The sequence below is a fragment of the Rhizobium sp. Root1220 genome (assembly GCF_001426265.1).
GTDB lineage: Bacteria > Pseudomonadota > Alphaproteobacteria > Rhizobiales > Rhizobiaceae > Rhizobium.
In genome coordinates this window covers 18,120-39,439 of the sequence record NZ_LMDG01000033.1, presented here as the reverse complement: position 1 = coordinate 39,439, position 21,320 = coordinate 18,120, and the positions used below count along the sequence as shown (strand labels likewise).

14 protein-coding genes are annotated in these 21,320 nt (G+C 60.8%); 11 read left to right on the top strand and 3 right to left on the bottom strand.

What is annotated here, in order from left to right; genetic code table 11:
* Nucleotides 1-55: 55 nt before the first annotated feature.
* A complete protein-coding gene (locus tag ASC90_RS19285; RefSeq protein ID WP_056543792.1) occupies nucleotides 56-439 on the top strand; it encodes an MbcA/ParS/Xre antitoxin family protein in 384 nt (127 codons plus the stop codon).
* Nucleotides 399-1,154 carry an RES family NAD+ phosphorylase gene (locus tag ASC90_RS19280; RefSeq protein WP_056543789.1) on the top strand — a complete coding sequence of 252 codons (756 nt, stop codon included), beginning with the start codon at nucleotides 399-401 and terminating at the stop codon, nucleotides 1,152-1,154. The genes ASC90_RS19285 and ASC90_RS19280 overlap by 41 nt, the downstream gene beginning before the upstream one ends.
* Here ASC90_RS19280 and ASC90_RS19275 read toward each other — a convergent pair.
* Complete coding sequence (locus tag ASC90_RS19275; protein ID WP_056544876.1) at nucleotides 1,151-1,597, bottom strand: MarR family winged helix-turn-helix transcriptional regulator; 447 nt, start codon at nucleotides 1,595-1,597, stop codon at nucleotides 1,151-1,153. The genes ASC90_RS19280 and ASC90_RS19275 overlap by 4 nt on opposite strands.
* Nucleotides 1,598-1,681: 84 nt before the next feature.
* Here ASC90_RS19275 and ASC90_RS19270 point away from each other — a divergent pair, with 84 nt between their 5' ends.
* From ASC90_RS19270 to ASC90_RS19255, 4 genes are all read left to right on the top strand, one after another.
* The gene (locus ASC90_RS19270; protein ID WP_056544874.1) at nucleotides 1,682-2,410 is read left to right on the top strand and encodes a thioredoxin family protein; all 729 of its coding nucleotides are present in this window, start codon (nucleotides 1,682-1,684) and stop codon (nucleotides 2,408-2,410) included.
* Nucleotides 2,411-2,443: 33 nt separating this feature from the next.
* Entirely contained in the window at nucleotides 2,444-2,911 is a 468-nt protein-coding gene (locus ASC90_RS19265; RefSeq protein ID WP_056543786.1) for a DUF1579 domain-containing protein, read from the top strand.
* A 60-nt stretch (nucleotides 2,912-2,971) separates the two neighbouring features.
* On the top strand, nucleotides 2,972-3,751 hold the full coding sequence (locus tag ASC90_RS19260; RefSeq protein WP_056543784.1) for a VOC family protein: 780 nt from the start codon (nucleotides 2,972-2,974) through the stop codon (nucleotides 3,749-3,751).
* Nucleotides 3,752-4,088: 337 nt separating this feature from the next.
* Nucleotides 4,089-12,137: a VCBS domain-containing protein gene (locus tag ASC90_RS19255; protein ID WP_056543780.1), complete on the top strand. Its 8,049-nt coding sequence runs from the start codon at nucleotides 4,089-4,091 to the stop codon at nucleotides 12,135-12,137.
* Between the two features lie 61 nt (nucleotides 12,138-12,198).
* Here the strand turns inward: ASC90_RS19255 and ASC90_RS19250 are convergent, their stop codons facing one another.
* Nucleotides 12,199-12,765 carry a GGDEF domain-containing protein gene (locus tag ASC90_RS19250; protein WP_244480425.1) on the bottom strand — a complete coding sequence of 189 codons (567 nt, stop codon included), beginning with the start codon at nucleotides 12,763-12,765 and terminating at the stop codon, nucleotides 12,199-12,201.
* A 512-nt stretch (nucleotides 12,766-13,277) separates the two neighbouring features.
* On the opposite strand from ASC90_RS19250, the gene ASC90_RS19245 reads away from it, so the two are divergent.
* The 4 genes from ASC90_RS19245 to ASC90_RS19230 are packed head-to-tail and all read left to right on the top strand — an operon-like array spanning nucleotide 13,278 to nucleotide 18,769.
* Nucleotides 13,278-14,639, top strand: coding sequence for a TolC family outer membrane protein (locus tag ASC90_RS19245; protein ID WP_056543774.1), 1,362 nt, complete (start codon nucleotides 13,278-13,280; stop codon nucleotides 14,637-14,639).
* Nucleotides 14,640-14,659: 20 nt separating this feature from the next.
* The gene (locus ASC90_RS19240; protein WP_056543771.1) at nucleotides 14,660-16,819 is read left to right on the top strand and encodes a type I secretion system permease/ATPase; all 2,160 of its coding nucleotides are present in this window, start codon (nucleotides 14,660-14,662) and stop codon (nucleotides 16,817-16,819) included.
* Nucleotides 16,816-18,108 (top strand): HlyD family type I secretion periplasmic adaptor subunit, encoded by a 1,293-nt coding sequence (locus ASC90_RS19235; protein WP_056543767.1) that lies wholly within the window; start codon nucleotides 16,816-16,818, stop codon nucleotides 18,106-18,108. The genes ASC90_RS19240 and ASC90_RS19235 overlap by 4 nt, the downstream gene beginning before the upstream one ends.
* Before the next feature lies 1 nt (nucleotide 18,109).
* The gene (locus ASC90_RS19230; RefSeq protein ID WP_056543764.1) at nucleotides 18,110-18,769 is read left to right on the top strand and encodes a ribbon-helix-helix domain-containing protein; all 660 of its coding nucleotides are present in this window, start codon (nucleotides 18,110-18,112) and stop codon (nucleotides 18,767-18,769) included.
* A gap of 66 nt (nucleotides 18,770-18,835) precedes the next feature.
* On the opposite strand, the gene ASC90_RS19225 is transcribed toward ASC90_RS19230, so the two are convergent.
* The gene (locus ASC90_RS19225) at nucleotides 18,836-19,816 is read right to left on the bottom strand and encodes a transglutaminase-like cysteine peptidase (RefSeq protein WP_056543761.1); all 981 of its coding nucleotides are present in this window, start codon (nucleotides 19,814-19,816) and stop codon (nucleotides 18,836-18,838) included.
* Between the two features lie 229 nt (nucleotides 19,817-20,045).
* Here ASC90_RS19225 and ASC90_RS19220 point away from each other — a divergent pair, with 229 nt between their 5' ends.
* Complete coding sequence (locus tag ASC90_RS19220) at nucleotides 20,046-21,293, top strand: hypothetical protein (protein WP_056543758.1); 1,248 nt, start codon at nucleotides 20,046-20,048, stop codon at nucleotides 21,291-21,293.
* Nucleotides 21,294-21,320 lie beyond the last annotated feature (27 nt).

The following is a 21,320-nucleotide window of genomic DNA, read 5'->3' as shown; positions in this document are numbered from 1 at the left end:
GCCCTTTTCATCTGAAATAAAATCGCTATATTCTTTCCAAGGAAAGGATGTGACCATGGCTATAGCAAACGCGATCTCTGGTGTGCAGGCCTCGGAAGCTGCGGTTGTTACCAAGGCTGCTGTCAACGCCGCCGATCGTCTCGGCATCAGCGCGCGCACGCTATCCGGCGTTCTCGGCCTTTCGGAGGCCACTGTCTCGCGCATGAAGCGGCAAGACTACATGCTGGAGCGCGGCTCCAAGTCCTTTGAGCTCGCCGTTCTGCTCGTTCGTCTGTTCCGTTCGCTTGATGCGATCGTCGGCGGCGACGAGGCCGTTGCCCGGCAGTGGCTGCGCAACATGAACACCGCGCTCGGCGCTTCCCCGCTCGAAAAGATCGTCAGCATTTCCGGATTGACCGATGTCCTTGCCTACCTGGACGCCCGCCGTGCTGTCGTCTGAGGCGCGCCCGGTCTCGGGCCGCTTCTGGCGCTTGGTCGAGGCACAGCATCAGATCTCGACGCTGAAGATCGTCGATACATTGGAAGAGCAGGCGCTGCTCGAGAGCGTGCTTGAGGAAAGCAAGCCTTCCCTGCCACCCGAATGTGCCGGGCTTGACTACCTTCTTTCAACCCCGTTCCGCTATGGCGCCGTCTACCCTCATGGCTCGCGCTTCCGCAGGGCAGGGCGCACGCTCGGCGTCTTCTATGCTTCCGGCAAGGTGGAGACGGCGCTTGCCGAGATGGCTTTCTACCGTTTGCTGTTCTTCTCCGAGTCTCCCCGGACACCGCTCCCCGCCAATGCCGCCGAATACACCGCCTTCGCGGTCGCGATCGCCACAGCGACTGCGATCGACCTTACCAGGCCGCCTTTGGATGCCGACCGCGCCCTCTGGGCCGATCCGCTGAACTATGCACCCTGCCAGACGCTGGCCGACGCTGCTCGGGAGGCCGGCTGTCAGGCTGTCCTCTACGAATCCATTCGAGATCCGCAGCATGGTCGGAATATCGCGCTGTTGAGCGCGTTCGGCTTCGCGGCGCGAGAACCGGTGGAGCGGCAGACATGGCGCATCCGCCTCTCGGCGACCGGCGTTCAGGCAATCTGCGAATTTCCGAGAGCGAGGATCGGCTTTTCCCGCGAAAACTTCGCAAGCGACCCGCGTATCTCACGCAGCTAGGCAAGCGCTTGCAGATCCTGCCGCAGCTTGCCGGCGTTACCGCCCGGCAAAGCCGCTTCAAGGCTCGCGTGCGTGTCCTCCCAGATCGGCAATGCCGTCAGGAGCACAGCCTTGCCTTCCGGCGTCAGGCTGAGCAGCCGTCCGCGCCGGTCCTTCGGATTGGGAGTGACCATCACCCAACCCTTGCGCTGCAAGGGTTTCAATGCCGCCGTCAACGTCGTCTGGTCCATCGCAAGGAGGCTGGCCACCGGTCCCATCGGCGGCGGCTCGGGTCGGTTCAGCGACATCATCAGTGAGAACTGGCCATTCGTCAGCCCTACCGGGCGAAGCGCATCGTCGAAAAGTCGTGCCAGAGCACGTGCCGCCCGCTGGACATGCAGGCACAGGCAGGTGTCTCGCACCAGCAGCGTTGTCGAGAAGGGAATTTCTATCGCGTTTGACATGATCATTTTCTATTGATATCAATGTAAATAGTCAAGGAAAAGGAGAATGGACCGTCTCGGTCGCGCCGGAGGAGGGCGCACATGATGCAGAACCAAGTCGTTTCCCGTGAAGAATGGCTCGACGCCCGCCGCTCGCTGCTTTTGAAGGAGAAGGAAGCAACGCGTCTCAGGGACAAAGTCAACGCCGCGCGCATGGCGTTGCCCTGGGTGAAGGTCGACAAGGACTATGTCTTCGACACGCCGCAGGGGAAGAAAAACCTGTCCGACCTTTTCGATGGTCGCAGCCAATTGCTGGTCTACCACTTCATGCTCGGCCCGGATTGGGACGCCGGTTGCCCCGGCTGCTCCTTTCTCTCCGACCATGTTGACGGAACCTTGCCGCATCTCAACAACCACGATGTCACCTGGGTCGCCGTTTCCCGTGCGCCGCTCGCCAAGATCGAGGCCTACAGGGCGCGAATGGGCTGGGGATTTCCCTGGGCGTCGTCTTTCGGCAACGATTTCAACTTCGACTACCACGTCTCCTTCAGCCAGGAGGATCTTTCCGGGGACAAGGTCTTCTACAATTTCACGCCCATCGGATCCGCCGATGCCAATGATGAGCTGCCGGGCTGCAGTGCCTTTTACAAGAACGAGAGGGGTGAAATCTTCCACACCTACTCTACTTACGCTCGCGGACTGGAGGAAATGGTCGGCACCCTGATGATCCTCGACCGGGCGCCCAAGGGCCGCAACGAAGACGCGACGATGGATTTCATCAAACGTCACGACGAATACGCGCCTGCGGAAAAGTCGCCATCCTGCTGTCACTGATATTTGCGACCATCATCCCAAGGGAGAAGGACGATGCAGCACGCGAAAGTGTTGAAGGAGCATGAATTCCTCGAGGAACTGGTGGGCATCTGGGATGTCGCGGCCCCCGGGATGACGGGGCAGGAGCGGTGGACGGAAATCGTCCGTTCGCTGCACGGAATCTGGTTTGTCGCGGAAGGTTCCGGCCAGATGCCGGGAGGCGGCACGGCCACGACCATTCTGACCCTCGGCTACAGCGCCGAGAAGGGCAAGTATGTCGGCAGCTGGATCGGCAGCATGATGGACTACATGTGGGTCTACGAAGGCGACGTGTCCGATGGCGGCAAGGTCCTGAACCTCTATACCAGCGGCCCCGATTTCGACGATGCGAAAAAGCTCACCGACTACCGCGAGCAGATCATCCTCCACGATCGCGACAATCGCACCTTCAACTCGTCCGCCAGGCAGCCCGACGGCTCTTGGAAGCAGTTTATGGAAGCGCAATACACTCGCCGGCGATAGATGGCCCCCTGGTGGGCATCGCTACCAAAACAGAACAGAGGGCGTGAAAGGGAGATCACGATGTCCGATACAGATGGAAAGCTCATCTGGTGTGAGTTGATGACCCACGACACCGAGGCGGCCGTCAAATTCTACGGCAATGTCGTCGGCTGGACGACCTCGGAAATGACCGTTCCGGGTCAGCCTCCCTACACCATCTTCGAGGCGGATGGCGTGGGCGTGGGCGGCATGATGGATTTTCCGGCCGAACTGGAGGGGCAGGGGATCCCGCCGAACTGGACCGGTTACATCGCCGTCGACGACGTCGACAAGTCCGCGAAGGACTACGCGGCAAACGGCGGCACCGTACGCCGCCAGCCGGAGGACATCCCGACGATCGGCCGATTTGCAGTGGTCGCCGATCCGCATGGCGCGGTGGTTTGCATCATGACCCCGGCGCCGATGGACAATCCGCCTCCCGAAGCGCCGATGGGCGCCCCCGGGAACATTGGCTGGCACGAACTCTATGCCGGAAACGGCGAGGAGGCCTTCGCCTTCTACTCTAAGATTTTCGGCTGGACGAAGGATCGTGACCTCGAGATGGGCGAAATGGGTACCTACCGGATCTTTGCCGAACACGGCAAGCCTGTCGGCGGTATCATGACAAAGCCGCCCGGCGTTCCGATGGCGGCATGGTGCTACTACTTCAACGTCCCGGCCATCGACGCGGCCATCGAGCGCGTCAAGGCGGGAGGCGGAAAGCTGCTGAACGGTCCGATGGAGGTGCCGGGCGGCAGCTGGATCATTCAGGCCAGTGATCCGGAAGGCGCATTCTTCTGCCTCGTCGCACCCGGGCGGTAGCGGTCGGGCAACCCATCGTCAACCTGTCGCGGGCACCTGTGAAGGAGGCCCGCGCATGGTCGTTGTAAGAGCAATTTGTCCGGCCGATTTATCGGGCTCTACCTGTCGAATCGCGCTGCCCATGCCTCGTCCCTCGACAGTTGTCGGCATTGGTATTTCATTAATTTTATTCGAATTTTAGCGTTTTAACGCTCGCCCGGGCAGCTTCGCGGTTAACCGTCTCTAAACATTTTTGGGTGGAAGCATAACCGGCTATATCGGGAGGGTTAAGGAAGTATTGCTTTTGTAACGTCGGCGTAATTGATTGCCCCCAGTTTCTCATTGGGGTTATTTTGTTATGTCTATCGAAGATCCGCGCATTTCCGCTATTGGCAGCGAAAACGTCTCGCACGACTTCCGTCAGGACATTCATGAGGATGCGCAGCTTCAGGCTTCCGCCGCTGAAGGCGTTGAGGTCGCGCAGGCTGGCAGCCAGCAACCGGAAAAGACCGATCGCGTGCCGGCAGCGCCTGTCGTGGCTGCAGCCGAAGTCGTCCCGGATCAGAACAACATCGCCCACCTGCCGGCCGACGCGGCGATCGACGACATCCGCATCGAAGGCAACAACCTGGTTCTCGTCCAAGCCGACGGCACCGAGATCGTCATCGTCAACGGCGCCCTGCATGTGCCGACCTTCCTTCTCGGCGAAGTCGCGTTGCCGCAGCAGGCGGTGATCGCCGCTCTCGAACAGAGCAACATCAACGTCGCAGCCGGTCCCGACGGCTCCTATTCGGCAAGCTCTGCTCCCCCGAGCTCCGGCGCCGAATTCCAGGATGCGATCCAGCAGAACGATGATGCGCCGACCGACTTGGCACAACTGCTGGAGGATACGCAGCAGGCGGATGGCCTCTTGCAGAATGACGAGGATGAAAGCTTCAATCATCTGCCGGAGATGCAACCGATCACGTCGCTGGTCTATAACGACACGGCTGAGGACGACAACTTCGCGCCATTCGTCGGCAAGCTTCCTGGGTTCGATGCCGATGGCAACGATGTGCTGCGCTACAGCGTCACGGGCGGCGTTCCGCAAAGCGGCAATCCCGACTACGATATCATCAAGGTTGGCAGCTACGGCACGCTGATGCTGAACAGCGCCACGGGTGCCTATACCTATCTGCCCAATGACGGTGCGATCGAAGGGCTCAAGACTCTCCAATCGGAAAGCTTCACCTTCACCGTGACCGACAATGCAGGGGCTTCAGCCTCGCAGACCTGGACCGTGGAGGTTCATGGCACCAACGACACGGCGTCGATTTCGGGTTCTGCTGCCGGCGTGGTGGTTGAAGACAGCGGCGAAGCTCTCTCCGCTCAAGGTCAGCTCACCGTCAGCGACCGCGACACCGGTGATGGACATTTTCAGGAGCCGGAAACGGAAGCAAAGACCGGCCAATACGGGACCTTCACCTTCAATGCGCAAACCGGCGCTTGGACCTATGCGCTGAACAACGGGTCGCAGGTCGTCCAGGGTCTGTCGGCTGGGCAGACGGTACACGATACGCTGGTTGTCACTTCGTCGGACGGCACGGCGCAGCAGCCGATCACCATCACCATCACCGGCACCAACGACGCGCCTGTGATCACGGCGGGCGGTGCTGGGTCGTTCAGCGAGCTTACGGGCGTCACGGGTTCGGAAGACGACCGGACGGCTTCGGGCACGCTGTCGTTCACGGATGTGGACCTGAACGACACGGGCCACACGGCTTCGGTCACGGGTGTGTCGGTCAGCGGCATCTCGGCGGGTCTTCCGTCGCAGGCGGCGCTTCTGGCCTTCATGCAGACGGGCACGGTCGTGAAGGCGGCCGGCTCTGCGACGGGCACGATCGGCTGGAACTTTGCCGCCGACGACAAGACTTTCGATTATCTTGGCCGGGGCGAGACGGTGACGCTGCGCTACACGGTCGAGGTTGACGACCATGACGGCGGCAAGGGCACGCAGGTGGTGACGATCACCGTCACCGGTACCAACGATGCGCCTGTGATCGCCCAGACGACGGCGAACGTGACGGAGCAGGCCGGCAAGACGCTTTCGCTGTCGAACGACGTTGCGCATCTTTCGATCCACTTCAGCGATGCGGATCTGAGCGACACCGGCCATTCCGCGAAGGTGACGGACTTCCAGGCCCTCGGGGTGACGAGCGGCCTCAATCCTTTGAGCCATTTTGCGCTTGAGCATGCGCTGGACATCGACGGCGTGACGAAGGCTGCCGGTTCTGCGAATGGCCAGGTCAATGCGACCTTCGCGGCGCGGGATCTGGTGTTCGACTATCTCGCGGCCGGCGAGCAGCTGACGCTGCGCTACACGATCGAGGTGAACGACAAGCACGGCGCCAAGGTGACGCAGACGGTTGACGTCGTGGTGACCGGCACCAACGATAGTCCGGTGATCGGCCTTCCGGGCGGCGGCTTTGTGGTCGAGCAGGCTGGCCATACGGGCGACACGTCGAACGATACGACCTCCGGCAAGATCGGCTTTGCCGACGTTGACCTGAGCGATGGCCATACGGCTTCGGTGACGGGTGTGCTTGCGACGGGTGCGACGGGCAATGCCGCGCCGGATTACAGCAAGTTCCTGAGCGTTTCGGTATCGGAAGCCGCCGGTTCTGCGACCGGCACGATCGACTGGACGTTCAAGGCGCCGGACAACACGTTCGACCACCTTGCCAAGGGCGAGAAGCTGACGCTGACCTATGGCGTCACGCTTTCGGACGGCCATGGCGGCACGGATACCACGACCGTCACGGTTGTCGTCTTCGGCACCAACGACGCGCCTGTGATCAACGGCGACTCGCAGATCTCTGCGGATGTCTTCGAGAAGGGCAACCTCGATGCGGTCGGCGCGGACATGGCGGCCGATCACCGCTTCGAGCCGACCGTCAATATCGACGGCTTCCTTGCGACCAAGCTGGTGAGCGGCGTCGATATGCAAGGTCTGCTGGCGCAAGTGCAGCAGCAGATCGGCCCCAAGGCCAGCGTGGCCGATGCCATCGCCACCGTCTGGGACTACGTCGACGATCATGGCAGCTACTACAACAACGTGCTGAACGAGATGTCGGCGCGGCTCGGGATTGAGTATGCGAAGTATTTGGAGGCCGGCGGCAAGCCGCTGCTCGACGTCGTCGCCAAGTACACGCCGGATGGCGTCGATGCCGGAAGCGCTCCAGATCGCCTGCAGTCGCTGCACGACAACCTGCTCGGCAACCTCGACGGTGCATCGCTGATCGACAAGCTGCTCGGCGCTGGCCAGGGTTCCAATGCGAACCCGGTTCCAGGCGTCTATCAGGCGATCCTCGATCTGCTGCATGCCAATCATCTGGATGGTCTCCTGACCCGCCCGATCTACAGTGGCAACGAAGGCGTGACGAACAATGCCCTTGCCTGGGATCAGCAGCACGGCCTAGTGCCGGTTGCCGGTGGCCAGCTCGTCGCGACGGACGTCGATCACGATGCTCATCTTACCTGGTCGATTGCCGGGCCGAACACCTACGGCACGATTTCCATCGATCCCGCGACCGGCAAGTGGGTTTACCTCCTCATTGACGGTGCTGCGGCAACGCAGGGCTTGAACGAAGGCGAAACGGTCCAGCAGATCTTCACCGCCACCGTGACCGACGAGCATGGCGCCACGGGCACGCAGCAGATCACGCTTACGATCCACGGCAGCAACGACGCGCCGGTCATCTCGCTGGAAGGCGGCGATCGTGACTTCGTCTCATTGACGGAAGGCAATGCCGGCCTCTCGGCTGACGGCACGCTGAGCGTCTCCGACGTCGACAACAACGACGTGGTCGCGGTTTCGGTCACCGGCGTTTCTGCGACCGGTTCGAACATCGAGAGCCGTTTCACAGCCGATCAGTTGAAGGGCTTCTTCAGCGTCGATAGCGGCGCGGTCATCAGCGGTGGTGCGCATGCCGGGGATATCCACTGGAAATTCAACTCCGGCACCGAGGCGTTCAACTTCCTGCCGAAGGGCTGGCAATCGATCATCAGCTACACCGTGCAGGTAACCGACAGCCACGGCGGAGTCGACACGCACGTCGTTCAGGTCAAGCTGACCGGCACGAACGATGCCCCTGTCATCACCAGCGCTCCGGTGAGCGCTTCGGTGACGGAAGCTGGTGATCTGACCGGCATCTCCGATGCCGGCAGCGGCGGCGGGCTGAGTGCACATGTTGCGCTCTCGACTGCGACGACGGCAGCAATCGCGCTGATTGCCACGGCTCCGACGGCAGCCAATTTCAATGCCGCTCTGCATGGGATCGGTCACGACCTTCCGGCCGGCGGCGATGCGCTTGCCGACCGGGCGACGGCGATCACCGTTCTCTGGAACGCGCTCGACGATAGCTACACATCCGCCGGTGCAAACCAGATCAACATCAACCAGGGCTTCACCCAGTTGGGTCTCGCCTACGTCCAGTACCTGAAGGACGGCGGCGCGCCGCTGACGGACATCATCGCCAAGTATGCGGCCGACGGCGCCGACGCCGACACGCTTCCGGACCGCCTGCAGTCGCTGCACGACAACCTGCTCGGCAACCTGACGACCTATGCACTTACACAACGCTACGGCAGCGATGCCACCCTGTTCGACCAGTACAAGGCACAGGTCACGGCGGCGGATGCCAGCCTGCTCGATCGCCCGTACCACTCCGGTACCGAGGGTTCGGACAGTGATGTTCGCACCTGGGACCAGCAGCACGGTTACGTTTCGACCGCACATGGCCAGTTCACCGCCACCGATGTCGACCTGAACCACACGCTCACCTGGTCGATCAGCGGCTCGAACACCTACGGCGCAATGTCGATCGATGCGTCGACCGGCAAGTGGATCTATCAGCTCGACGACAGCCGTGCGGGAACGCAGGGCCTCGGCGCCGGCGAAACCGCGACGGAAACCTACACGGCAACGGTCACCGACGAATACGGCGCGACTGCGACCCAGCAGGTGACGATCACTGTTCATGGCTCCAACGATGCACCGGTTGTCGCGGCGGCGGTCACCACGGCGAACTATGTCGAGCCCAACGGCTCGAACATCGGCAAGCTCGACGGCTACAAGATCTTCTCTGCGGCGAACGGCTTTACAGTCTCCGACGCCGACGTCCACAATGCTGGCTACAAGTCGGTGACGGTCACTGCAGACGAAGGCGACCGGCTCTTCATACGCCAGTCGGACCAAGGCGGACTGAAGCTCAACAATGGTGAGATCACCATTACCCAGAGCGAGAAGTCTTCGAACACGCTGATCATCACCGCGGCTGACGGCCACATGATGACCGAAGCCGAGGTGAAGGCGATCTTGCAGAAGATCATCTTCCACACGGGCGAGCATACGGCCGCGAGCGAGACGCATCACATCGCCATCGTCGTCGAGGACGCCGATGGCGGCCTCAGCGCACCGCTCGGCATCACCGTCAACGTCACGGGCACCAACGACGCGCCGACGGCCTACAAGGACTTCTCGGTGACCACTGGCGAAGACCATGCCTTCGCCTTCACGCCGCAAAGCGTTGGCGACACGAAGATCACCTTCGAGGACCTGGACGACGACAGCGGCGCACAGGGCGGCACGCTTGGCCAGCTGACGATCGCATCGACCCATGGTGTCGTCACGGTCAACCTGGCGCAGTATCCGGGCCTCAAGATCCTCTCCGTCGATGGCGTTGCCGTCAGCGAGGGCGGCCACGGCTCCTACACCGGCCATTCGATCGTGGTCGAAGGCGCAGCGGGCAAGAACGGCCCGATCGACCAGCTGACCGACTCCGATCACGGCACCGGCATCACCTTCAACCCGGACGCCAACTTCAACGGTCAGGCGATCATCACCCTGTCCTACAATGACAGGGGTGATGACGGCCTGCCGGCAAGCGCTTCGGCCGTCCAGACGATCACCGTCAACGTCACGCCCGAAAACGATGCTCCGCATCTTGCTCTCGGCCAGACGACGGGGCTGACGATCGCCGAAGACACCCGGCTCTATTTCGCAGAAACCGGCGCGAAGAATTGGGTCTCCTCCGATCCGGACCAGCCCTATGGTACGGTGCAGACAGTAACACTGACGCTGCATGTCGACGCCGGCGGCACCTTCACCGCTTCTCAATATGGTCTCAGCGGCGGCTTCAATATCGTCACGTCCGACGACGGGCACACGATCTCGATCACCACCACCGCGGACTCGAACAATTCGCGGGACGCCTACGCCATCCTCAACAGCCTGCTGCGTGGCGACAACCACAACCCCGGCAACCTGAACGGGATCGCCTTCACGCCGGACCACGACTACAACGGCACGGTCAACGTCCAGTATACGCTGGACGACCATGGCGGCATTGGCGGGCCGACCGGGCTCACGGATACGGGATCTTTCTCGATCAACGTCACGCCGGTCAACGACGCTCCGGTGCTTGACCTTGACAGCCGTGCAGGCGCGACTGGCAACGATCTGCAGATGGGTGTCCACGAGCAGACGCCGATGTGGTTTGCCGACTACGCCAAGCTCAGCGATGTGGACAGCAGCGACCTGCAGTCACTGACGGCTACGCTGACAAACCGGCCAGACGGCGCCGCCGATACGCTTTATCTCAACAGCAACGCGCTGGCGCTCGCAGCGCTCTACCATCTCACGGTGAGTATCGGTGACAACGGCGTGGTCTCGGTAACGGGCAATGCGTCGGTATCGACCTACGAAAGCATCCTGCGCGGTCTCGTCTACAACAACACCAGCGACAATCCGTCGTCACACACCGACCGCGTGATAGACATCACCGTCAGCGATGGCGACAAGAGCACCACGCAACATGCGACGATCCACGTCAATCCGATCAATGATGCTCCTGTCCTTGCCGGCGATCTGACGGCAAGCGTCGAAAAAGGCCACAGCTACGTGCTCACGAAGTCGGACGTGTTCTTCACGGATCCGGACAACACGGTGGTCACCTTCCTGGTCTCGAACCAGCAGCATGGCACCATCCAGGTCGGAGGGGCCGCGGCGACGTCGTTCACCTCAGCAGATCTGCTCGCCGGTATCGTTACCTTCGCCCACGACAATTCGGCTGGTAACTCCGCCGGGTTCGATATCAAGGTCGAGGACGGTAACCAGGATGGATCGGTGCCTGTTTCTCAGCCGTTCCATCTGGATGTGACCATCCCGAATGCAGCCCCGACCGTCGAGAATGTCACAATTCTCACCGACGCCAAAAGCAACATCGACATCCCTGTAGCCGCACTGCTGTGGCATGCGCATGATGCGGAAGGCAGTGCGCTTAAATTCGCGCTGCCGGGAAATCAGCCGCATGTGAGCTACGCCCAGGGGAGCGATCACGTGAACTATGTTATCCAGGCGTCGGTACCCGGTTTCCACTATATGGTAAGCGACGGCGTAAATGCGCCGGTCACCGCCGATGTGGCTGTGACCGGAAAGAGCGCGTTCGTTGCTACCGACCACGATGACTTCTTCGTCGCCGCCGGCAACAATACCTACAGCCTTATCGCCAAGGGCGGCGATGATGTCTTGATAGGTGGAAGTAGCTCGACCAACGTACTCTACGGCGACGGCCAGACTGAATCTCTTACAGACGGCAACGATCTGCTTATCGGCGGCAACTCTGCCACAAATACCATGTGGGGCGGCGGCGGCGATGATCTGCTTGTCGGCGGCAAGTCTGCCACAAACGTCATGTGGGGCGGTAGCGGCGATGATTTGCTTGTTGGCGGCTCGAACGCGACAAACGAGATGCATGGTGGAAGTGGCAACGACCACTTCGTTCTCGGTACAACTGCGACCAACCTTGTAGACGGGGATGGCGGCATCGACCTGCTGGATTTCTCAGCTTTCGGTTCTGGAGTAAACGTAGCCCTTTCGTCGGGTAGTGGGTCGATCTCGACCCAGTTCGGGACAACAGTCTACTCTGGCATAGAAGGTGTCATCGGGACTGACTTCAATGACACCCTGCAGGGCAATTCGGGAGAAAACTACCTCTACGGCGGTGCGGGCCAAAACACCCTGACCGGCGGCGATGGCCACGACACGTTCTTCATCGACGCCTCGGCGTTGAGCCAGCTCGATCCCGCAGACATCATCACCGATTACAAGGCGACTGGAGACAGCAGCGACAAGCTCGATGTTTCGAGCCTGCTCGATGCGCTGATCGCGCAGCAGCCGGGCATGTCCGGTGCGGATGCGCTTTCGAAGCTTACCGCGACGACGACCGGCAACACGACGACGCTGTCGATCACGACGAGTGCAACGGACACGCACGCCGTGGCCACGCTTGAACACGTGGATGCGGGCCAGGCGATCAAGATTCTGTTCCACGATCAGGATCACACGATCAACTCGCACAACGCCTGATCGAGGTGGCCACAACGAAACGAAGCCGCCCGGAGACGGGCGGCTTTTTGTTGCCTTTCGGCTACGCTGCCGGCAGACGGCGGATCGGTATGGGTTCGTCGGCCTCGCCGCCGCGCTCGAAGGCCATTTCGTCAGCCAGCTGGCGGATGTGATTGAAATCGGTTGGTCCCTCGAACACAGCACCGCCAAGTCGGATGCCGATCGAGAGGGGTGCCCCCTCGGTCGCGAAGGAGGCATCGGCGACGCGTCGGCGGATACGGGTGCCGACGTCCTGGGCGTTCTCGACCGTCGCTCCCGGCAGGAAGACGCCAAGTTCGTTGGTGGCAAGGCGGGCGACGAGGTCGCCGCTTCTGACCGAGGACTGGATGATCGACGCGAGCGATTGCATCACCGTATCGGCCCATTGCGGCCCGTAGCGGCGGCCGATGTCGTCAAGCGTGTCGATGACGACAGCGATCATGACGCCGCCTGCATCGGTGGCGATCCGCCTGCGACGCTCGATGTAGTGTTCGACCGCCGCAGCGAACGCAGCGCCGTTCAGGGTGTTGGTAACGCTGTCGTGGCGCGCGGTATAGTTAACGGTCTCCTGCAGTTTTCGGAGTTCGCCGACCTTGACCTGCAGGAGCATTAGAAGCGGAAATGCAACAAAAAGGGAAATTAGACTTGCGCCGGCAAATCCGACCAAAAATGGTCGATCCGGCACAAGAAGGTTTAAGATAAGTAAAACGCCGACGGATGCCGCCGCGTAGCAGAACGCACCGAACGTGGCGATCCGAAGAGCTGAAATGATTGTGGCGGAAGAGTAACGCTGGCCGAAATTCATCGCGGTTTATGTCCGTTTGAAAGTAACGTCAGATAAGCAGGTCCAGGGAAACCCCCGGTTAAAAAATCCTGTAAAATTCTTGCTTTAGGCAGTTATCCACGGGGATTAACTGTCTTGGCAGGAATGCTCCGTGCCATAATTGGAATGTGGAAAGATTGGTGTTACTTGTTCCCCGAAGAAAAATATTCGGTATACGGGTACACCGTGTGAATCTTGGATGTTGAGGGGCATCGATCTTGTTTAGAGGCAAAAGAATTTTTGCAGCATTGTCTGCGACCGTTGCTTTAAGTTTTACGTTTTATGCTGATGCCAGTGCGATGTCGTTGCAGCAGGCAATCGAAAAAACGATGAAGACCAACCCGCAGATCTTGCAGGCTGCCAAGGATCGTGAAGCGGTCGAGTTCGAATTGCGCCAGGCGCGCGGTTTATACTTGCCCTCGGTTGATCTTGAGGCAGGGATCGGCAGGCGCAGGCTGTCGAATGCGAGTTCCAGTTCTTTGCGCGATGACCACGATTATTTGACGCCGGGGGATGTCGGCCTGACAGTCTCGCAGACGTTGTTTGACGGCGGTAGCCGCAAGTCGCAGGTCGATCAGCAGGCGTCACGGGTCGACGGTGCGTCGTTTCGCGTCCTCGAGCGCTCTGAGTCGCTCGCCCTCGAAGTGACGCAGGATTACCTGGAATACATCCTGCAGAACCAGATCGTCGGCGCGGCCAAGCAGAACGTCGCCTTCCACACGGGCATGCTTGGCGATATCGATGAGAGCATCAAGGGTGGCGCGCTGACCGATGCCGACCGCTTGCAGGGCAGTGAGCGCCTTCAGGCGGCCAAGGCTCGCCTGCGCGAGGCGACGGAAGAGCTGGAGCAGACGAAGATCCGCTTTCTTCAGGCCGTAGGTGAGCCGATCACCAATGCTCAGACGCCTCCGTCCGTCGGCAAGTATGTGCCGCGGACCCTCAACGACGCCGTTTTCATCGCCGCCAAGAACAGCCCGCGCATTTATTCCGCCAATGCGGATATCGATGCCGCCGATGCCGGCGTGCGCGGTTCGCGCGCCAACTACCTTCCGAAGGTCAACCTCGAAGGTACGGCTCGCGTCGGTGACGATATCGATGGCGATGAGGGCAACACCAACGACTACGAGATGCGCGTCGTCGCCCGCTGGAATCTGTATCGCGGCGGCATCGATGTCGCACGCGAACAGGAGCAGATCCGCCGTGCCGACGAGCAACGCTACTCGCTGGCGCAAGTCCATCGCGAGGTAGAGCAATCGGTCCGGTCCGCGTGGAACGAGCGCATGAGCCGCGGCGATCTTGCCAAGATCCTCAGCGAGCAGGCGTCGATCAACGACAGGCTCGTTTCCTCATACAAGGAGCAGTTCAAGGTCGGCCAGCGTTCGCTGCTCGATGTGCTCGATGCGCAAAACACCAAATTCAACACGAAGGTTCTCGCTGACACCGCTCGCCTTGCGTCGCAGTTTGCCGAGTACAAGATACTCGCAGCCTCCGGCAACCTGCTTCAGACGATGAAATTGAAGCCGGTCGAACAGGCGAAAGAATATGCGCGGCAGGATTTTGGTGTCCCGGCGAGCGTCGCGAATCCCGGATATGTCGAGCTTGATTCCCACCAGAAGCCCGGTATGCCGCTGGACCTCCTGGCGCCGATTCGACAGCAATAGTCGAGAATGGCCATCGAACGATGCTGAACGTTGCACTAGAGACTGACAGCGGCACACCGCTGCAAACATTCAGAGCCGCTTTCAAGTCTGTGGCTGCGTTCTATGGTCGACCAAGCTCCGACACGGTTCTCTTCTCCGGTCTTCCGGACGAAGTGACCGAGTCGCTTGAACTTGACGATGTGGAACGGCTCGCCGAGCGCATCGGTCTGCAGGTCATCCAGCATCAGGAGCGCGATTGCCGGTTGCGCAATTTCGATTGCCCGGCGATCGTCGCTTTTGCCGATGGTGGCGTTCTTCCACTACTGGAAGTCGCCGAGGACGGTTCCTATGTGACCGACATCGTGCCGATTGCGGGAAATCCCTTTCGCCTGACGCCGAAGGAGTTCGCGGCGCTGAGGCCGCAGACCGCCTTTGCCTTCACGCTCTATTATCAGAATGCCTCCGAAGAGGCGCTGGTCGGCAATGCCGTCGAGATCGAGAAGCGCCATTGGCTGGCCAATACGCTGGCGCCATACTGGCGCACCTATGTGCGTGTGATGGTCGCAGCGCTTTTCATCAATCTGATCGCGCTTGGCTCGCCGCTCTTCACCATGAACGTTTACGACAGGGTATTGCCCAACAAGGCGATCCCGACACTCTGGGTGCTGGCCGCCGGCATAACGCTCGCCTACATCTTCGACTTCCTGCTGAAGACGGCCCGGTCTTCCCTGATCGACTATGCCGGCCGCAAGGCCGATCTGCGTCTGTCGCAGCTGATTTTCGACAAGGTGCTGAATTCGACGCTTGCGTCGCGACCGATGTCGACCGGAGAATATGCCAACCGTGTCACCCAGTATGAGTTCGTCCGCGAGTTCTTTACGTCGAACACCATTGGCGTCCTGATCGACAGTCTTTTCGTCTTCGTCTTCCTGGCGGTGATCTATCTGATCGCTGGCTGGCTGGTCGCAATTCCTGCGGTGGCCTTTCTTCTGTCCGTGGTCATTGGCCTTTATGCGCAGGCGGCAATCGGCAAGCGCATGGCGACGGCGGCAAACGAGGCCTCGCGCCGGCAATCGCTGCTGGTCGAAACGATCTCGACGATCGAAACGCTGAAGAGCCTTCGGGCGGAAGCCACGATGCTGCGTCGCTGGCAGGAACTCACCAAGTATTCGAGCCGCACCAGCGAAGACATCAAGCACATCTCCACGAACGCCATCAACATGACGATGTTCGTGCAGCAGATGGTCAGTGTGTTGATCGTCATCGCCGGCACCTACGAGTTTTCCGAGGGACGCATCGCAATGGGCGCGATCGTGGCGACTGTCATGCTGGCGAGCCGCGCCGGCGCGCCGCTGGGGCAGATCGCCATGACGCTCGCCCGTTTCCGCCAGGCGACGATGTCGCTGCGTATCCTCGACAAGATCATGGAGCAGCCGGACGATCGGCCATCGACGGTAGGTTTCGTCAACCGGCAGATCCTGCGTGGCGCGTTTAGCTTCCAGGACGTGTCGTTCCAGTATCCGGGCTCTGACTATCCGGTCATCAACAAGTTGTCCTTCACCGTTTCGCCGGGCGAACGCATCGGCATCATCGGCCGTATCGGCTCGGGCAAGACGACGATCGGTCGCCTGCTTGATGGGTTGTTTGCCCCTTCGGAGGGCCGCGTTCTGATCGATGGGGTCGATATCCGCCAGTATCATATGGCGGAAGTGCGCTCCGCGGTCGCTGTTGCCGGACAGTCGTCGGATCTGTTTTCGGGGACGGTCAAGGAAAACCTGCTGATCGGCCGCGCCGATGCAACGGACGAAGAGTTGCTCGAGGTAGCGCGCATGACGGGCGTCGACGAGTTCGTCGGCAACCATCCGCGCGGTTTCGACATGCCGGTGGGTGAAAGAGGCAACAATCTGTCTAGCGGCCAGAAGCAGGCGCTGACGATTGCCCGCCTGTTGCTCACCAAGCCCAAGGTCGTTTTCCTCGACGAGCCGTCGGGCGCGATGGACCTGGCGACCGAACGGCATCTGATTTCCCGCCTGTCGAAGGCCTTCGATCGGAACACGACGCTGCTGATCGCCACGCATCGGTTCAGCATGCTCGAACTGGTGGACCGCTTGATCGTCATTGACAAGGGTCGGATTATCGCCGACGGGCCGAAAAATGCCGTCATCGAGGCGATGCAGCGCAAGCAGACAGGGCAGCAATGACGAGCAATCGGCACGACAATCCGCCGCTTCTCGCCCGCGGCATCCTGGCGCTGGTTGCGCTGGTGATCGCCAGCTTCCTGGCCTGGGCGGCGATTGCCAATGTCAACGAAATCGCCCGCGGCGAGGGCAAGGTCATCCCTGTTTCGAAGACCCAAATCATCCAGTCTTCGGAGCCCGGTGTGGTCCAGCAGATCTCGGTCGTTCTCGGTCAGGTCGTTCGCAAGGGGCAGCTGCTCGTGCAGCTCGACAACACCACCACGACGTCGTCACTTGGTGAATCTGTTGCCAAGGCACGGGCGCTCGGAGCCAAGGTGGCGCGGCTCAAGCTGGAGGAGGACGGGCAGTACGACACGCCGTTCGTCTGCCCGGAGCAGATTTTGGCCGTTGCCAAGGAAGTCTGCAACAACGAGGCGCAGCTTTTCGCCGCCGACCGCGCCAGCTACCAGAACAAGCGCGGCGTGTTGCAGGAGCGTGTCAAGCAGCGCGAGAATGAACTCAGCGAAGCCCGCGCCAATATCGATCGCCTGCAGCAGAACATCGATGGCGCGCAACGCCAGTACGACCTGGTCTTTCCGCTGGCGCAGAAGAAGCTTGTCGCCCAGACGGAAATACTCAAGGTCGAGCGTGATCTCACGGACCAAAAAGGGCAGCTCAAGGTCTATCAGGAAAGCCTCGATCGCCTTGTGGCGGCCGTCCAGGAAGCCAAGCTTCAACTGGGCGACCTCACCCTCGAATTGCGCCAGCAGGCGTTGACCGACAAGGCTCAGGCGCTTGCCGAGCTCTCCGTTGTCGACGAGACCATTCGCGGTGCATCGGACCGCGTCAAGCGCACCGATATCCGTTCGCCGGTCGATGGCATCGTCAATACGCTGGAGGTCAATACGATCGGCGCCTACGTCGATCCGGGCCGCGTCATCGCCGGCATCGTCCCAACGGCCGACACGCTGTTGATCGAGGCCAAGATCTCGCCGCGCGACGTTGCCTTCGTCCGCCGCGGCCAAACGGCGATCGTCAAGGTCACGGCTTATGACTTTTCCATTTTCGGCGGCCTCGAAGGTATTGTCGAAAACATCTCCGCCGACAGTCTGGTCGAAAAGGAAAAGGGCGAGACCTACTACCTCGTGCAGGTAAAGACGGATCGCTCCGAACTCGAGCGGAACGGCAAGGCCTATCCGATCATCCCGGGCATGGTCGCCTCGGTCGAAATCATGACCGGCAGCAAGACCGTTCTGAGTTACCTCATGAAGCCGATCAACAAGGCGCGCTCCGAAGCGCTGACGGAGCGATAGGATGTTGACAGCCAAGCCCGGCGGCAACGCGATGTCCGACCTCGAGCCGATCGACGAGCCCTTGCCGTCGATCGATGCCGAAGAGATCGAACCGCGTTTCCGGGCCGTCGTCGGGCGCGGTGGCGAACGGCGTGGCATTCGCCTGGAACGCATCTACTGGGATGGCCTCAACCGCATGTCGACGCTGGGCAAGATGACCACGGCCGACCTCGTCCACTACACCGCGTCGCAAATGCCGGAATCGGGAAACCTAGCCTCCCTGCTGCGCGTGCTCAGCCTGAAATGGGCATTGCGCAGGCTCGACACGGTCGAGGACATTTCGTCGATGGCCAATCTCAACGCCATCATTCAGGCTTCACCGTCGCCGACCATCCTGCTGACGCAGGACAAGAAGGTCCAGCTCTTCAACGATCCCTTCCTCGCAATGCTGCGCCAGCGCCTGCCTTATGGAGACGCGGCACAGTTGACGCGGGGATTGCGCTTCTCGATCGATACACACATCGAGGATGCGATTGCGACCCTGAGCATGAACAAGGGCAAGACGCTGAACACAGGCTTCAGCGTCACGATCGGCTCGCAAACCATGAAGGGGCAGATCAATCTTGCCCTCGCGCCGACGCACGAAAAGCCGATGCTGATCGGCTATATTTCCCGGTTCTAAGTGACGCAGCCGCAAAAAGAAAAAGGCGGCTTAGCGCCGCCGTCTTTCGTTGCTGCAGCGAGAGCCTCAGAAGGCCATGCCTTCGCCGGGCGCCACCTTTTCGATCGGCACGGCAGCTGCCAACTGGCTGCCGCCGACGCGTATGCCGTGAAGGTATCCCTTGCCATCAGCGATGGAATAGAGCGGCAGGTAGTCGGGGAGCGCGGTATCGGTCAGCACCTGGTCGCGCATGTTGTCGAGAATGAAACGCCGGTCGTCCACCTGGACGGAGAGCACCGCGTGATAGAAATGCCGCTTCTGGTCGAAGAGGATGACGATCGCCATGTCCTTCATGGCAACGCCTTCGGCGTGCAGCGTCGCCATCTTCAGGATCGCGAAGTCTTCGCAATCGCCCTGTTGGCGCAGAAGTGTCTCGGCCGGCGTTGCCCAGTAGTCGGCCACTTGGTAGGTATCGATGTCCCGGCGATAGCGGATCGCATGATTGACGGTGACATTCACGGCGTTCAGCTTGTCGCGGATCGAAGCCTGCGCCGTCTTATGGAACGAGGCATTGATTGCGGTCGCGGCTTCGGAGCACTTGCCCACGCCGCAGGCGATCGCCGTTCCATCGGCCATCTCTGCGAGGGAAGGGGCGATCTTCTTCAGGGCGGCAAGGCGCTTGAAGGGGATGGCGACCGTCCCGAATGCGGCTTTGCCGGGCGACCGAGCGGTCGCAGGGCGTGGCGCAGGTATGATCGAGCCCGTGCTTTCGCGCACCCAGCCAGCTGGTTCGAGCTGCTGCTTTGTGGAAAGGGCGGCGTGATCCAACGAGCCCGCCGCTTGCACGATATCACGCGCGGCATGGCTCACCAGGTCAACAAAACGCGAGATGCCGCCGCCCTGAACGAGAACGCGGGCGCTGTCTGCGGCGAATGTCGTGGAGTAAATGCCGCCAACGAGCTGGGCTGTGGATAATGCGGACGCTTCGGTGTTTCCGCACCCGAAAATAGAGATCAAGGGAAACAAAGTAAGAGCCGCAATTTTCTTTATTTTTATGCTGCGCTTCATGAGATCTGATTTCTCCCTGGTCGAGAGAAATGTAAGGATAAGCTATAAATATCAGGTATTTAAGCATGGATAAGGTCTGGCGAAATTATCCGTTCAAAGAAGCGTAAAGTTTTATTTTCTCCATCAACCATGTTTGGCGGAGGGGTTTGATTTCGCGTGGGGCTTATGCAGATATGAAATCGCGGGAAAATGGCCGGTTCAGGCCGCGATCACACCGATAGAGGGACGAGTGACAGTGCATCGGATCGAGCAGGCGCGCAGCCCGAATAGTTTACGTCGGGCGTGGCAGACACCGTTCTCCAACAGCGCCTTTCCGATGAAACCGATCAGGTTCGTCCTGGCGCCATTGGTCGTTGCTCTTTGCAGTACTGTCGTCGGATGCCAGTCGGATGTCGATGGGATCGCCAGGAACGTGAAGACGAACGATATCAAGCCGCCATCGACAGCGGTGGAGGAGTCCTTCGGGGAAACCGGGGCTGAAATCACGCTTCTGCTGCCAAAGGCCGCAAGCGGCGTCTACGAGGGAACTGCCCGAGATGTGCGTGATGGTGCCGCGCTCAGCGTCGCGGAACTCGGAGCCAACCAGGTTTTTGTCAAAGTTGTCGATGTGAGCGGCGGCCCAGCCAGCGCGGCGGTCGCCGTTGCCGCCGCCAAGGCGCGAGGCTCGGCGCTGCTCGTCAGTTACGCCGAACCCGCCGTTACGTCTGCGATTGCCGCCATGCCGTCCGATCAGCGCCCGGCCTTGCTCAATCTCGGTCTGTCGGTCCCGGCGAGTGCTGGCAACGTCTATAATCTGGTTTCCGATGAGATCGATAGTGTGATCGAAGGAGCGCGCGCTGCCGCCGCCAGCGGTCACAAGAAGGTAGTCGCCTTTGCGCAGAGCGACTTTCCCGCCGCCGGTGAAACGCGATTGTCCGATGCCATTCGCACCGGAGGCGGCACCTTTATCGGTCTTGCCCGGTACGACTTGACCGACGCATCGGCCGCCGATGCCGTTCAGCGGAGCAGGGCCATGCTGCAGGGCGCAGATACCGTCCTCGTCCTTGGAAAGACCGTGATAGCCACGACCGTGATCGGCGCGATCAAGGCGAGCGGCCAGTCGAATCTGACTTTCGTGGGCACCAGCGCCTGGCCGCCGCAGGCCCATACCAACTCGTCCGTCTCGGGCACGCTGATTGCAATGGTCGAACCCGAGGCCGCAACGCTGATTGGCGAGCGCTACAAGCTCCATTACAAGCGCCAGCTTTCCACCGATGCCGCCTACGCCTATGACACCGTGGCAATCGCCTCCGGCATCATAAGGACAAAGGGGCCTGAAGGGCTGAACGCCGAGGGCCTGACCAGCAAGGTCGGATTCCGTGGGGTGACCGGCCTCTTCAGGCTGACACCGGCGGGCAATGTGGACCGCAAGCTGAGCCTCTACACCCTCAGCGGCGGCAAGCTCAATCTGATGGGCGCTGCCCCCGCTTCGTTCTGACAGGCTGCGGCGCCAACGGCGCCGCAG

What these genes read in the sequence shown, in the direction of transcription:
- ASC90_RS19285 (WP_056543792.1), top strand. Translation starts at nt 56, where the DNA reads ATGGCTATAGCAAACGCGATCTCTGGTGTGCAGGCCTCGGAAGCTGCG.
- ASC90_RS19280 (WP_056543789.1), top strand. Translation starts at nt 399, where the DNA reads ATGTCCTTGCCTACCTGGACGCCCGCCGTGCTGTCGTCTGAGGCGCGC.
- ASC90_RS19275 (WP_056544876.1), bottom strand. Translation starts at nt 1,597, where the DNA reads ATGTCAAACGCGATAGAAATTCCCTTCTCGACAACGCTGCTGGTGCGA.
- ASC90_RS19270 (WP_056544874.1), top strand. Translation starts at nt 1,682, where the DNA reads ATGCAGAACCAAGTCGTTTCCCGTGAAGAATGGCTCGACGCCCGCCGC.
- ASC90_RS19265 (WP_056543786.1), top strand. Translation starts at nt 2,444, where the DNA reads ATGCAGCACGCGAAAGTGTTGAAGGAGCATGAATTCCTCGAGGAACTG.
- ASC90_RS19260 (WP_056543784.1), top strand. Translation starts at nt 2,972, where the DNA reads ATGTCCGATACAGATGGAAAGCTCATCTGGTGTGAGTTGATGACCCAC.
- ASC90_RS19255 (WP_056543780.1), top strand. Translation starts at nt 4,089, where the DNA reads ATGTCTATCGAAGATCCGCGCATTTCCGCTATTGGCAGCGAAAACGTC.
- ASC90_RS19250 (WP_244480425.1), bottom strand. Translation starts at nt 12,765, where the DNA reads ATGCTCCTGCAGGTCAAGGTCGGCGAACTCCGAAAACTGCAGGAGACC.
- ASC90_RS19245 (WP_056543774.1), top strand. Translation starts at nt 13,278, where the DNA reads ATGTCGTTGCAGCAGGCAATCGAAAAAACGATGAAGACCAACCCGCAG.
- ASC90_RS19240 (WP_056543771.1), top strand. Translation starts at nt 14,660, where the DNA reads ATGCTGAACGTTGCACTAGAGACTGACAGCGGCACACCGCTGCAAACA.
- ASC90_RS19235 (WP_056543767.1), top strand. Translation starts at nt 16,816, where the DNA reads ATGACGAGCAATCGGCACGACAATCCGCCGCTTCTCGCCCGCGGCATC.
- ASC90_RS19230 (WP_056543764.1), top strand. Translation starts at nt 18,110, where the DNA reads ATGTTGACAGCCAAGCCCGGCGGCAACGCGATGTCCGACCTCGAGCCG.
- ASC90_RS19225 (WP_056543761.1), bottom strand. Translation starts at nt 19,816, where the DNA reads ATGAAGCGCAGCATAAAAATAAAGAAAATTGCGGCTCTTACTTTGTTT.